General features: G+C 67.0%; 10 protein-coding genes. 5 read left to right on the top strand and 5 right to left on the bottom strand.

Going from position 1 to position 13,785, the window contains the following annotated elements; genetic code table 11:
• Window positions 1-16: 16 nt before the first annotated feature.
• Together AC1DSO_RS12625 and AC1DSO_RS12620 are read right to left on the bottom strand one after the other, a co-directional pair.
• The gene (locus AC1DSO_RS12625; RefSeq protein WP_477069144.1) at window positions 17-301 is read right to left on the bottom strand and encodes a hypothetical protein; all 285 of its coding nucleotides are present in this window, start codon (window positions 299-301) and stop codon (window positions 17-19) included.
• A 219-nt stretch (window positions 302-520) separates the two neighbouring features.
• Window positions 521-715 carry a DUF433 domain-containing protein gene (locus AC1DSO_RS12620; protein WP_477069143.1) on the bottom strand — a complete coding sequence of 65 codons (195 nt, stop codon included), beginning with the start codon at window positions 713-715 and terminating at the stop codon, window positions 521-523.
• A gap of 123 nt (window positions 716-838) precedes the next feature.
• On the opposite strand from AC1DSO_RS12620, the gene trxB reads away from it, so the two are divergent.
• Window positions 839-1,846 carry a thioredoxin-disulfide reductase gene (gene trxB, locus AC1DSO_RS12615; RefSeq protein ID WP_047407604.1) on the top strand — a complete coding sequence of 336 codons (1,008 nt, stop codon included), beginning with the start codon at window positions 839-841 and terminating at the stop codon, window positions 1,844-1,846.
• A gap of 158 nt (window positions 1,847-2,004) precedes the next feature.
• On the opposite strand, the gene AC1DSO_RS12610 is transcribed toward trxB, so the two are convergent.
• Window positions 2,005-3,234 (bottom strand): cell wall hydrolase, encoded by a 1,230-nt coding sequence (locus tag AC1DSO_RS12610; RefSeq protein ID WP_477069142.1) that lies wholly within the window; start codon window positions 3,232-3,234, stop codon window positions 2,005-2,007.
• Window positions 3,235-3,251: 17 nt separating this feature from the next.
• A complete protein-coding gene (locus AC1DSO_RS12605) occupies window positions 3,252-3,731 on the bottom strand; it encodes a Dps family protein (protein ID WP_477069141.1) in 480 nt (159 codons plus the stop codon).
• A gap of 60 nt (window positions 3,732-3,791) precedes the next feature.
• On the opposite strand from AC1DSO_RS12605, the gene AC1DSO_RS12600 reads away from it, so the two are divergent.
• The 4 genes from AC1DSO_RS12600 (at window position 3,792) to AC1DSO_RS12585 (ending at window position 10,309) form a co-directional block, all read left to right on the top strand.
• Window positions 3,792-6,191, top strand: coding sequence for a hybrid sensor histidine kinase/response regulator (locus tag AC1DSO_RS12600; protein ID WP_477069140.1), 2,400 nt, complete (start codon window positions 3,792-3,794; stop codon window positions 6,189-6,191).
• A 245-nt stretch (window positions 6,192-6,436) separates the two neighbouring features.
• Window positions 6,437-7,012, top strand: a complete 576-nt coding sequence (locus tag AC1DSO_RS12595) for a hypothetical protein (protein WP_477069139.1) — start codon at window positions 6,437-6,439, stop codon at window positions 7,010-7,012.
• A gap of 174 nt (window positions 7,013-7,186) precedes the next feature.
• Window positions 7,187-9,487 carry a TonB-dependent receptor gene (locus tag AC1DSO_RS12590; protein WP_477069138.1) on the top strand — a complete coding sequence of 767 codons (2,301 nt, stop codon included), beginning with the start codon at window positions 7,187-7,189 and terminating at the stop codon, window positions 9,485-9,487.
• A gap of 168 nt (window positions 9,488-9,655) precedes the next feature.
• Window positions 9,656-10,309, top strand: coding sequence for a DUF2799 domain-containing protein (locus tag AC1DSO_RS12585; protein ID WP_477069137.1), 654 nt, complete (start codon window positions 9,656-9,658; stop codon window positions 10,307-10,309).
• 67 nt (window positions 10,310-10,376) lie between these two features.
• On the opposite strand, the gene AC1DSO_RS12580 is transcribed toward AC1DSO_RS12585, so the two are convergent.
• Window positions 10,377-13,334 (bottom strand): TonB-dependent receptor plug domain-containing protein, encoded by a 2,958-nt coding sequence (locus AC1DSO_RS12580; RefSeq protein WP_477069136.1) that lies wholly within the window; start codon window positions 13,332-13,334, stop codon window positions 10,377-10,379.
• Window positions 13,335-13,785 lie beyond the last annotated feature (451 nt).

Below are 13,785 nucleotides of genomic sequence, written 5' to 3'. Positions count from 1 at the left end.
AAAAGTGGATGAGGCGTCAATCGCCGCCGCCACCGCCGCCGCCGTCACCGCAGCTTCCACCGCCGTCCGAGGATCCGCAGTCGCTCGACGCGTCCGCAGAACCGCTCGTGTCGCCGAAGAACGTCCCGCCATCGCCGCCGCCCTGGGCCTTCTTGGCCGACTGGACATGCAGCGCCGTGCCGATCCCCGCGCCCATCGCCACTCCGACGCCGAGGCCCACGGCCAGATTGCCGACCGCCAGCCCGAACGCCGTCCCCAGGGCGACGCCCACGCCAATCCCGATTGGAAGTCCGGCTTTCATCGTCCCACCTCGATCACGGTCACGTCGGCGATCATGCCGGTACTTTCTCCGTTCACCAAAAACCCAACCTCCGACCTCCCCGGCGAAAGCCGGGGTCCAGATACAGCCTGAGCGGTTTGGGTTTTCGCGCTTGAATACCGAGACCGGACCGTAGGCGCCCGTGGGTTCGATCTGGACCCCGGCTTTCGCCGGGGAGGTCGGAGTAGAATGGCTTAGAGCTTAAGCCGCATAGGCCAAGGCCGCGCGGACGTCATCGGCCTCGAGATAAGGATAGTCTTCGAGGATCTCCGCTGTGGTCATGCCATTGGCCAGCATTTCCAGGACGTCCTGCACACGGATCCGCAGGCCGCGGATGCAAGGCCGCCCTCCGACCTTGCCGGGTTCGATGGTAATGCGTTCCAGCAACGGGTTCATAACCGTATCATAACGTCGATGGCCGATGGCCGCCACCAGGCCGATAGAAGCTCGACGCGGCATGAGTTTTTCACCCTCCCCAGGGCATCGCCTCCGAACGGAATCGACACTATATCTGCGACCATGTCCACGACCGCTCCCCGCCACACCCGCTGCCTGATCATTGGTTCGGGCCCCGCCGGCTATACCGCCGCCATCTACGCCGCCCGCGCGCTGCTCAAGCCCGTGCTAATCGCCGGCATCCAGCCCGGCGGCCAGCTGACCATCACGACCGACGTCGAGAACTATCCCGGCTTCGCCGACGTCATCCAGGGCCCCTGGCTGATGGACCAGATGCGCGCCCAGGCCGAGCATGTCGGCACCGAGTTCGTCGGCGACATCGTCACCTCGGTCGACCTGTCCAAGCGTCCGTTCGCGGTCAAGACCGACAGCGGCCAGGACTGGATCGCCGAGACGATCATCATCGCCACCGGCGCCCAGGCCAAGTGGCTGGGCCTGGACAGCGAGAGCCGCTTCCAGGGCTTCGGCGTCAGCGCCTGCGCCACCTGCGACGGCTTCTTCTATCGCAACAAAGAGGTGATCGTGGTCGGCGGCGGCAACACCGCCGTCGAGGAGGCCCTGTTCCTGACCAGCTTCGCCAGCAAGGTCACCCTGGTCCACCGCAAGGACGAGCTGCGGGCCGAAAAGATCCTGCAGGAGCGCCTGCTGGCCCATCCGAAGATCGAGGTGGTCTGGGACAGCGTCATCGACGAGGTCCTGGGCCAGACCGATCCCATGGGCGTCACCGGCGCCCGCCTGAAGAACATCAAGACCGGCGAGACCACCGAGCTATCCGCGGACGGCGTGTTCGTCGCCATCGGCCACGCCCCGTCGTCGGAACTGTTCGCCGGCCAACTGGAAACCGGCCCCGGCGGCTATCTGAAGGTCAAGCCGGGCAGCGCCTCGACCGCGATCGAGGGCGTCTACGCCGCCGGCGACGTCACCGACGATGTCTATCGCCAGGCGGTCACGGCGGCCGGCATGGGCTGCATGGCGGCGCTGGAGGCGGTGCGCTTCCTGGCCGAGGAAGACCACAAGGCCGCCCACCACCCCATCAGCCACGCCGAGGCGAACAAGATCGGGGTCTGGTGAGGGCTCGATAGCTCTCCTCCCCCTCTGGGGGAGGGGGACCGGCGAACGCCGGTGGAGGGGCCCTGTGAGAGGGCCGACGCACGACCGCTTCGCGGACCCCCTCCGTCTCGATGCGTATTCGCATCGATCCACCTCCCCCTAATGGGGAGGAGAACCGATCAGTTCAACGGGTTCAGCAAACTCGGCGGCCGGGGCTTGGGTTTCGGCGGCGGGGGCGGCGGCGCGGCGGGGGCGGCGACGACGGCGGGCGGCGGTTCCGACACGGCCTCCAGGGCCTTGTTGATCTTGGCGATCTCGTCGGCCGTCGGGATCCGGCGGCCGGCCACCGTGCCCTGGGCGGTGTAGCGCTCGCCGGTCGGGGAATTGGGATCGGCGACGATCACCATCTTGGCGTCGGGCAGAACCAGGTTCGAGACCCCCAGCATCTGAGCCATCGCGCCCGTCGGCATCTGCGTCGTCGAGACGGTCTGGGCGGCCAGAACCTCGGGCGGGGCGGCCTCCAGGGTGCGCGGATCGGCGGCCATCAGGATCTCGGCCGAGACCGTCTCGTTGCCGGAATAGCGGCCGGTGAAGGCCTTCAGCGCCCCGGACGGGCCGGTCCAGCGATAGAAGATGTGCTGTCCGAACTGCCTCAGCTTGACCAGGGTCGGCGCCCAGTACGGCGAGACATAGTCGGCGTGATAGTGGGTGGCCGTGCCCACCGGCTTGAACACGAAGCCGGCGAGGGCCCGCTTGGCCACGGCCTGGGCGTTGGCCCACAGGGCCGGCACCGGCACGCGGGCCAGCGAGCCGTCGCAGGCGAAGCTGAACTGGCAGCCCGTCGTCCGCGCCGCGCCCTCGTAGATCACGCCGCAGATCGACTTGGGATAGCCCGGATGGCGCATCCGGTTGATCACCGTCTGGGCCACGGCCATCTGGCCCTCGCCCGGCTCGAACCCGGCCTCGTAATAGACCGCCTGGGCCAGGCAGTTCAGCGCCCGGGCGCGGGCGTCGGTCGAGCCGGTCAGCACGAACGGCTTGGCGGCCTCCAGGTCGTCCGGAGCGACGGGCCGCAGCGCGTTGATGATCCGCGCCTCGTCGAAGTCGGGCGCGCGGTCGCCGATGCGCGGAATGTCCTTGAGGTTGATCACCTCCCAGCCCTCGACGCGGCCCCAATAGTCCTTGTGCGGGCGCGGATCGTGACGCTTGGCCAGGGCCAGCATGGCCGGATCCATGTCGGCGACATAGTGCCGCAGGCCGCGCTCGCTGAAGGTGGAGGTGATGCGCATCAGGCCGCCCTCGCGACCCGTCCCGGCCGGCACGTAATAGGTCGCGCACGCCGAAAGCCCGCCGACGACCAGCACGGTCGCGGCGGCCCTCCAGGCCAGGTTCGTGGTCAGGGTCCCCACCCCTCCCCCGGGCGCGATTATTTGCTACCGAGGGTAGAGCGGATCATCCAGGCGTGTTTCTCGTGGGCCTGGAGGCGCTGGGTCAGAAGGTCGGCCGTGGCTTCGTCGCCGGCGTCGTCGGCGACCGGGAAGGCGTCGCGCAGAGTGCGGATAACCGTTTCGTTGTCGGCCTTCAGCTCGCTCAGCATGGCCTCCCACTCGTTCTCGGGATTGCCGTCCTTGATGCTGGAGAGGTTGCCGAAGGCGGCGTAGCCCTGCGGCGCCAACTCGCCCAGAGCGCGAATGCGTTCGGCGATATCGTCCAGCGCCGCCCACTCTTCCTGGTACTGGCCTTCGAGCAACACGTGCAAGGATTGGAAGTTCGGGCCGCGAACATTCCAGTGATAACCGTGCGTCTTCAGATAGAGCGCGTAGCTATCGGCGAGCACCTTGTTCAGCGACGCGGCGATCTCGGCGCGCTGCTTGGCGGTCAGTCCGGTATTGAGGGCGTCGGCCATCAATGATCTCCCGTGTTGCGTGCTCTAGGTAAGCGTGTCCATGCTCTTGGCAAGACATCTTTGCGGGGAGCGGAGATGCAGAACAAAGACGCCCCATCCATGATCGCCGACGAGCGCGGACGAATTCATGGCCTGATTAGCGCTTGGCTGATCCCTCCGGTTCCGCCGCCGGCCTGGCGATGCGCAGCCGCGGTGCTGATCGGCGTGGCGATGGCCGTGCTGATGCGGGTCGCGCTGCTGGGCTTGCACGGCGGCGTGGGCGCCACCCAGACCTTCTTTCCGGCGATCATGATGGTCACTCTGTTCGCCGGCTGGCGCTGGGGGATCGCCCCGATCGTCGCGGGCGCGGTCTTCGCCTGGTGGCTGTGGAGCGGCCAAGGCGCCGATCCGCTGACCGAGGACGAGCTGGCCACCATGGTCATCTACCTGATCTGCGCGGTCACGGTGCTGGCCGTCGCCGAAGGCCTGTGCGGCGCGATGCGCAGCCTGGCCAAGGCGCGGGAGGAGCGGGCCACGGTCGAGGCCCGGCTGCAGGTGACCCAAACCGCCGCTGGCGTCGGTCCCTGGGACGCCGACCTGAAGACCGGCCAGCTCTACCTGTCGCCGGGGGCGCGGCGGAACCTGGGCCTGTCCGAAGACGCGCCGGTGGATCCAACCAATCTGGTCCAGCATGTCCATCCCGACGACCGCGAGATGGTCCGCGAGCGCCTGCGCCGCGCGCTGAAGGCGCAGGAGGACTACGAGGTCGAATACCGCCTGGCCGACACCAGCCGCGGCGAGCGCTGGGTGCATGGCCGCGGTGAGGTGATCCACGACGAGGCCGGCCGCGCCGTGCGGATGATCGGGCTGAACTTCGACGTCACCAACCGCCGCCGCTCCGAGGAGCAGGTGCGCGAAAGCGAGGCGCGGTTCCGGAACCTGGCCGACAGCGCTCCGGCCTTGATGTGGGTCTCGCGGCCTGGCGGCATCCGCGAATTCGTCAACCGCGCCTATGTCGAGTTCGCCGGGCTCGACTATGACGGGGCGCTGACCATGGACTGGCGCACGCGCCTGTTTCCCGACGACCTGCCCGACATCCTCAAGGCCCAGGTCCAGGGCGAGGCCTCGCGCAGGCCGTTCAGCCTGGAGGGCCGCTATCGCCGCGCCGACGGCGAGTGGCGATGGCTGAAGTCGTTCTCCCAGCCGCGCTTCGGCCCCGACGGCGCCTTCATCGGCTTCATCGGCATCGCCTTCGACACCACCGACGCCAAGCAGGCCGAGGCCAATCTGACCGGCGTCAACGAACTGCTCGAGGAGCGGGTCTCGGCCGCCGTGGCCGAACGCGACGCGGCCCAGGCGGCCCTGCTGCAATCGCAGAAGCTGGAGGCGATCGGCCAGTTGACCGGCGGGGTGGCCCACGACTTCAACAACCTGCTGACCGTGATCATCGGCGCCCTGGACGTGGTCGAGCGCCATCCGGAGGACGAGCAGCGCCGCGACCGGATGATCGGCGCCGCCCTGGCCGCCGCCAGGCGCGGCGAGAAACTGACCCAGCACCTGCTGGCCTTCGCCCGCCGCCAGCCGCTGAAGCCCGAGATCTGCCGCGTCGACCGCCTGATCGCCGAGTGCGAGAGCCTGCTGAAGCGCGCTCTGGGCGACGCCTACACCTTCCACCTGCGCCTGGGCGCCGGCGTGCGCAGCGCCCGCATCGACGCCGGCCAGTTCGAGGCGGCCCTGCTGAACCTGGTGGTCAACGCCCGCGACGCCACCCCGCCCGGCGGCGAGGTCACCATCGAGTCCCGCCCCGTCACCCTGACCCGCAAGCAGGGCGAGCTGGAGCCGGGCCGCTATCTGCGCGTCGCCGTCCGCGACACCGGCATGGGCATGGACGCGGCCACCATCGCCCGGGCCGTGGAGCCCTTCTTCACCACCAAGGGCCCCGGCGAGGGCACCGGCCTGGGCCTGTCCCAGGTCTATGGCTTCGTCCGCCAGAGCGGCGGTTCGGTCGACATCGAGAGCAAGCCCGGCCACGGCGCGACCATCGCCCTGCTGCTGCCGGTGGTCGAGGGCGACACCGCCATCCATGTCGGCCCCAAGGTCGACCACGTCCAGGCCCAGGTCCCTTCACGCGTGCTGCTGGTCGAGGACGACCCGCAGGTGGCCGAGCTGGTCGACGCCATGCTGCACGATCTTGGACACTCGGTCGTGCGGGCCGGCGGGGTCGAGGAGGCCCTGGATCGCCTGGCGCACGACGACGCCATCCAGCTGGTCCTGAGCGACGTGATCATGCCCGGCGGCAAGAGCGGCGTGGACCTGGCCGAACAGCTGGCCACCGACCGTCCCGGCCTGCCGGTGGTGCTGTGCTCGGGCTATACCGGCGGCGATCAGGGACGCGCCCGCGCCGGCGACTGGCCGTTCATCAGCAAGCCCTTCTCGCTGGAGACCTTGGCCCAGGCGTTGGCGCAGGCAAGGCCGCACTAAGGGGCGTTCGCTTCAGGTTGAATCGCGCACCTCAAAATCTCCGTCTCCCCGGCGAAGGCCGGGGCCCAGGTGAAACCCACGAGCCGCTCAGGATGAATCTGGGTCCCGGCCTTCGCCGGGAAGACGGAAGAAAAAGCGAGCACGCCTCGATCTAAAATCAACGCGCTCTAGAGAACCGCGAGGCTTCGCCAGTTACGACTTAAAGGATATTAAAGGTCCTGAGGTTGTGACCCAGGAGCCTGGCCATGCGACGCGCCCTCGCGCCCATCGTAATGTCGAACGCCTTCGCGCTGGTGTCCCTCTCGGAGGGACAGGCGCAAGAACGCGCGCTCGACAGGATGACGATCGACGGCGTTCAAGGCGGAAGGATCGCGCTCGCCAAGGTTTGCCTGCCGGCGATCCTTGGCGCGCGATCGATCGAAGCGCTGGCCATCGCCCAAGGCATGCTTCCCGCCTCGGCGAACGAGGTTGGCGGCGGAAAGACCGACAAAGCCTGGCGGCTGGGGCTGGTCGAGCCCGCCTATGCGGTGGCCTGGAGCGACGGGGGTTGCACGGCCCTGGTCGAGAAAGGCTCCCGCGAAACCCTCCGCGCGATGGCCGAGAGCGAGATCCTTGGTCGCCCTGAAGGCTTCAAGCGCGGCTCGGTGGCGGTGGTTGAGGACGGGCGCTTGGAGCGAAGCCTCTATTGCGCACAGGTCCCGGGCGGCTGGGCGTTGGTCAGCATTACGGTCGCTGGACCGAAGCGCGTATCGCGGACCCGCGCCCTGTCTTCGACCGTCTATCTCAGGCCGACCCCTTCGGCCCTTTGCACGCCCGGCTGAGCTTCGCCGCCCACGGTCGAGATCTCCAAGTAAGAAAAACCTTCACCGAACCGACATGGAACCAGCCTATAGCGCGTACGCGCTAGGGCGCGGGACGGGACGAATCGCGCCCTGTCCGCTAGGTCCGGCGCATCTCCAGACGGCCACAAGGCCGCGAACAAGGTGTCTCTCCCCATGCGAACTGCCCCCTCGAAACTCGCCCTGCTGTTGGGCGCGGCCGCCGCGAGCCTGAGCTTCGCCGCCGCCGCCCACGCCCAGCAGGCCCCGGCCGATACGACCAGCGCCACCGCCCTGGACGCCATCGTCGTCACCGCCGAGCGCCGCTCGGAAAACCTGCAGAAGGTGCCGCTGTCGGTGGCCGCCGTCTCGGGCGACCAGCTGCGCGCCGTCACCGCCGACGGCGGCGACATCCTGGCGCTGTCGGGCAAGGTGCCCAGCTTCTACGCCGAGACCACCACGGGCCGGATCTTCCCGCGCTTCTACATCCGCGGCCTCGGCAATATCGACTTCTACCTCGGCGCCTCGCAGCCGGTGTCGATCATCCAGGACGACGTGGTGCTGGAACACGTGGTGCTGAAGTCGAACCCGGTGTTCGACGTCCAGCAGGTTGAAGTGCTGCGCGGCCCGCAAGGCTCGCTGTTCGGCCGCAACACCACCGCCGGCATCGTCAAGTTCGACACCCTCAAGCCGACCGACACCTATCAGGGCCGCTTCTCGGCCTCGTACGGCAGCTACGGCACGACCACGTTCGACGGCGGCGTCGGCGGCCCGCTGGCCGACGGCCTGATGTTCCGCGCCTCGGTCCTGTACCAGCACCGCGACGACTGGGTGGACAATACCTATGCCGGCGCCAGCGCCGACGGCACGATGTCGGCGAAGAAGAACGCCATGGGCGGCTTCACCGAAAAGGACGCCCGCCTGCAGATCCTGGCCAGGCCGAACGACAAGCTGTCGTTCCTGGTCTCGGCCCACGCGCGCAACTACGAAGGCACCTCGACCCTGTTCATGCGCCAGGCGCTGACCAAGGGCTCGAACACGCCGAACGCGCCGCGTGACAGCGTCGCGCTCGACGAGGCCAACAACAACCCGCAGGCCTACGACACCCAGGGCATCTCGGCCCATGTCGACTACGACTTCGGCCCGGTCACCCTGACCTCGATCAGCGCCTACGAGCACACCTCGGGCTACAGCCGGGGCGACACCGACGGCGGCGCGGCGGCCAACTTCCCGGTCGGCGGCGTGCCGAACGGCTTTGGCCAATCGCAAGGCCAGGTCCGCGACCTGGACCAGCTGACCCAGGAAATCCGCCTGGCCAGCAACGGCGACGGCCGCCTGAAGTGGCAGGTCGGCGGCATGTACTTCGACTCGCGCGACACCACCGACTTCTACCAGCGCGGCTATTTCCTGCTGCCCACCTCGGCCGGCTACAACCCCAACAACTGGGTGCGGTTGAACAACCTGAACACCTCGTGGGCGGTGTTCGGCCAGGCCAGCTACCAGCTGACCGACGCCCTGACCGTCACGGCCGGCCTGCGCGACACCTATGACGCCAAGAAGACCATCCTGGCCAAGACCTCGGCCAACGCCGCCGGCGTCTCGACCTATGGCGGCCGCCGCTATGTGCGCCTGGCCGACGAGCAGGTCAGCTGGGATCTCTCGGCCAACTACCAGGTCAATCCCGACGTCAGCCTGTACGCCCGCACGGCAAAGGGTTTCCGCGGCCCGACCATCCAGGGTCGCTCGGCGGTGTTCAACGCCGACTTCACCACGGCGGATTCGGAAACGATCCAGTCGTATGAAGTCGGCTTCAAGAGCTTCCTGCTCGACAACACCCTGCGCTTCAACGCCTCGGCCTTCACCTACGAGGTCAAGGACATCCAGCTGAACGGCAACGACAGCAACGGCAACGGCGTGCTGTTCAACGCCGACAAGGCCAAGGCCTACGGCGTCGAGGCCGACCTCGAATGGCGTCCCGTCCAGAACCTGCTGCTGACGGCCGGCGCCAGCTACCTGCACAGCGAGATCCAGGACAAGCGCGTCTACGCCCAGGTCTGCGCCCTGAACGGCGTGGTGGTCTGCACGGTCGAGAACCCCACCATCAAGGTGGGCGCCAACACCTTCGCCCAGATCGACGGCCAGCCGCTGCCGAACGCCCCGAAGTACAACCTGAACTTCACGGCCCGTTACAACGTGCCGGTGGGTGAGGCCGGCCGCCTGTTCGCGGCCACCGACTGGAACGTCCAGGGCTACACCAACTTCGTGCTCTACAAGACCCGCGAGTTCTACTCGAAGGGCAGCTTCGAGGGCGGGCTGAAGCTGGGCTACGAGAACCTGGACAAGGGCTACGAGGTCGCCGTGTTCGGTCGCAACATCACCAATGAGAAGAACCTCAAGGGCGTGATCGAGAACTACATGGCCGCGGTCTACAACGAGCCGCGCATCATCGGCGTCTCGCTGAGCGCCAAGCTGAAGTAAGGCGTTTTCGGCTTTTGCCGGAAGACATGGCCGCCCCGGAGCCCCGCGCTCCGGGGCGGTTTTGTTTGGGCGGAGACCTGCAGGGCCGGCCGCCGAACGACGTTCAGGCGCCGTTCACACAGCCAAGCTCTAACCTCTTGGCCAGCACAACCCTGGGGAGCGGTTCAAATGCGTGATCTTCCGATGCGAGGCCTGGTCGCCGGCGCGGTCTTCGTCGCCGCCGCGATCGTGACGGCCAGTTGCGCGACCATCAGCAAGGAACAGTGCCTGCAGGGCGACTGGCGCTCGGTCGGCTATGGCGATGGCGTTGACGGCCGGGCGATGAGCCGGCTGGACGAGCACGGCAAGGCCTGCGCCAAGGTCGGCGTGGCGCCCGATCCCGTCCTTTATAGCCTAGGCCGGACCGAGGGCCTGACGCGGTACTGCACCGAGATGAACGGCTTCCGGGTCGGTCGCGAGGGCGAGTACTACGCCAATGTCTGCCCCGCGCCGGTCGAGGCCGAGTTCCTGGGCGGCTACGCTGACGGCGAGCGGGTCCATGCCGCCACGCAGCGGCTGGAGACGGCCAGGCAAGACCTGAGCTCCGCCGACCAGCGCGCGGACAAGCGCGCCCGCCAGGCCGACGGCGTCGAGGACGAACTTCGCAATCCCAAGCTCACCGAGGAACAGATCCGCGAGCTGCGCGACCGCCTCGCCCGTCTGCGCCGCGAGCGCCGCGAGGCCATCGAGGACGGCCGCCGGGCCGATGCGGCGATCCGCGACGCCGAGCGTGAGGTCGACGATCTGAGGAACCGCTTCGCCCCGCACTACGGCGGGTGGTGAAAGGGCATAAAGAAAGGGCCGGCTCCTTTCGGAACCGGCCCCCTCGACGCACCCGAAGGTAGGTCGACTAGTACTCGAAGCGCACGCCCACCTTGAACGTACGGCCGACCAGGCCGGCGTAGTGGTAGGTGGTCAGGAAGTTCGGAGCCGAGGCGTAGGCGCCCGGCGCGATCGGAGCGCGCTTGTCAAACACGTTGCCGACGTTGGCGTACAGTTGCACGCCGTCCTTCACTTCCGCCGTGGCGTTCATGTCCACGTTGATGAACTTCTTGATGTTGCAGAACTTGCCGGCGATCGCGGCGTTGCCGGTGGCGTACGGGTTACCCGCCGTGCACTCGGTGCTGCCGTTGGTGTCGGCGGCGACCGACTTGATGCTGCCGACATAGTAGGCGGTGGCCGACAGCGTGTACTTCTCGCCGAAGGCCAGCGTGTTCTGCCAGTTGCCCTTCCAGTCCGGCGTGCCGTTACCCGACGACAGGTCGTACGGGCCCAGCGTGCCGGCGTACTTCTGCACTTCCGTGGCGGTGTGCAGGTCGTACTTCAGCAGGTGGGTGACTTCCACGCGGCTGGTCAGACGCAGGTTTTCGGTCAAGTTGAACTTGCCGGTGGCCGCGACGTCGACGCCCGAGGTGATCGCGTAGTTGGCGTTCACGTACGGGACGTTGATGATCAGGACGCGCGGTTGAGCGGTCGGGAACAGCGGGTCGGGCGCGTCGACGACGTTACAGGAGTAACCAGCGCCCACGGCGGCGACGGCGGCGCAACCAGCGGTTTGCGAGCCGGCGGCGTAGTACGCGGCCACGGCCTTGGAGATGTCCGGGCCCGAGGTGATCAGGTCCGACTTCTTCACGTTGTAGTAGTCGACGGTCAGGCTGAGCCAACGGGTCGGCTCGGCGATGACGCCGGCGGTGAAGCTACGCGACTTTTCCGGCTTCAGGTCCGGGTTGCCGGCCACGCCGCGACCCAGGCTGTAGGCCTGAGCGTACGGGTTGGTCGAACCACCGTGAGCGGCTTGGAAGGCCGTCGGCGGCGTGGTGGTCACGAAGCCGGCGTACTGCGAGCGCGGGCCCGATTCAGCGAAGGTCGGAGCGCGGAAGCCCTTCGAATAGGTGCCGCGGAACGCCAGTTGCTTGATCGGGGTGAACTTCGCGCCGAACTTCGGCGAGAAGTGGCTGAAGCCTTCCGAATAGTCATCGAAGCGGCCCGACACGTTCAGTTCGAGGGTGTCGAGGACCGGCGCGGCGACTTCGAAGAAGGCGGCCTTGACGGTGTGCTTGCCGAACGCCGAGGCGGTCGACAGGGTCCAGGTGTCCAGACGGGCGTTCTGGTTGTTGTTGACCAGGACTTCCTTGCGGATCTGACCGCCGACGGCCAGCTGCATGTCGCCGCCCGGCAGGGCCCACAGCGACTTGGTGATCGAGCCGTCCAACGACATCACCGACGAGTGCGACGGCGTGACCATGTCCGGCGAGACCGATTGACGGACCGCTTCGCTGTTCTTCGACGGATCGACGAAGTTGTACGAGCCGGTGTTGATGGCCTTCAGCGTGTTGGCGATGTTCAGATAGCCGTACTGGGTCAGCTTCAGGTTATCGCGCGCGCCGACGCCTTCGATGCGCCAGTTCCAGTCGTCGCCGAACGAACCGTTGAACCCGAAGGTGCCGCGGATGACTTCGTTCTGACGGTTGCTGCCCGAGTGGATGTCACCGAACAGATAGTAGATGCGAGCCGCGCCGTTGGCCGGATCAGCCGCGAACGCCGAGGCGAACGGGTTGTTCGGGTTCAGCGTGTGGGTCGGGTCGGTGGCGCAGTTGACGCCCGCCGCGCAGATCCACACCGGCAGCACGATGCCCGGGTTCGACGAAGCCAGCGACGGCGCGCCGCCGAAGGGCTGCGTGGCGCGCAGGGCGCGCGGGGCGCTCTTGATGTCGACTTCCGACTTCGAATAGCTGCCCGTCGCGTAGGCTTCGATGTTTTCGCTCAGACGGGCGCTGATGCGGCCGTTGAAGGCGTAACGCTTCTGCTTCGGCGCGATCTGGCTATAGGCGTCGACCAGGTTCCACTTACAACCCGTGCCGTTGGCCGAGGCCGACACTTGCGTGTAGGTGCCGTTGGTGCAGTTCAGGTTCAGCGACTGGTAGTTCGGGGTCAGCGGCGCGCCGACCTTGCCCGCGAGCGGGTTGTTCAGGTCCGACTGGCTGACGCGGGTCACGACGGCGTTCGGCGTGGCGCTGGTCAGGGCCTGGTCGGCGGTGTTGTTGTCCAGGCCGCCGATCGAGCTCAGGTCCTGGGTGTTGTACGGGAAGCCGCGGCTGTGGCTCGAGACCCGGCCGTTCGTCTGATATTCGGCGTTGACGTAGACGTTCCAGCCGCTCTCGGCGTAGTCGCCGTAGCCCAGGGTGATGTCGGCGCGGCGGTGCTCGGCGTCGCCGCGATCGCTTTCGCCGGCTTCCATGCTGCCCTTAACGCCGACGAATTGCTTCTTCAGCTTCAGGTTCACCACGCCGCCGATGGCGTCGGCGCCGTACGACGACGAGGCGCCGTCCTTCAGGACTTCAATGCGGTCGATCAGGCTGAACGGGATCGAGTTCAGGTCGACATAGGCGTTGTGGCCGTCGTCGTTGATCGGGAAGTTGGTCGAGCGCAGGCCGTCGACCAGAACCAGGGTCGACGAGACGCCCAGGCCGCGCAGCGAGACGGCCGAGCCGCCGGCGCTGAAGCCGCTCTGGAAGCCGGTGCCGATCGAGCCGGCGCCGTCGGCCGAGATCGAGCGGATGGCGTCGGCGGCGGTGCTGATGCCGGCGTGTTGCAGGTTTTCCGACGTCAGCACGGTGACCGGCGACGGCGTTTCGGTGTCGGTGCGGCGGAACAGCGAACCGGTGACGACAATTTCCTCAACTTGCGTCTGGTCAGCGGCCGGAGCGGCGGTTTGCGCGGCGGCTTGGCTGGCGCYCAGCACGGCCACGGCGGCGCCGCAGATCATGGTGGAAGCGAGCAAGCGCTCCCGGATGGTCTTGGTATTCAAGGTAAACTCCCCAGCGTCTCTGCGTGCGCATGCGGACATGCGCGATCCGGACTCACGGTGTGGAGTCCAGCTGGCCGGGAGCTACGAGCTTAATCGATCTGAGGTCAACGAACATTGCGAGCGTGAAATGCGACGCCAAACGGTTGTCTCATTAAAGTCACATCCCCGTCGAACGGCAATGTGAAGACCTAATCGGTCTCTGATAATAGCTTCGAAGAGCAGTTTACTACTTCTGATAATAAAAATCACCACTCATCGATGGAAAATGATGCACTACCGGGATCACCTTTTACTTGTATATAAAATACTGTACATTTGAATTGTCGTTTAACGCACATACGTTTCCGCGTATCCGCCCCAGTGACGGAATTTTTCTTCCACATTACGGATATGTAAGACGGAAACCTGACGAACCCGTCGCAGGTCTTGGCAAGGACGCACCGCTCAAACG

This window comes from Caulobacter sp. P4_E5, assembly GCF_056401555.1.
The sequence above is the reverse complement of the archived record's forward strand: the minus strand, read 5'-3'. Positions and strand labels throughout refer to the sequence as shown.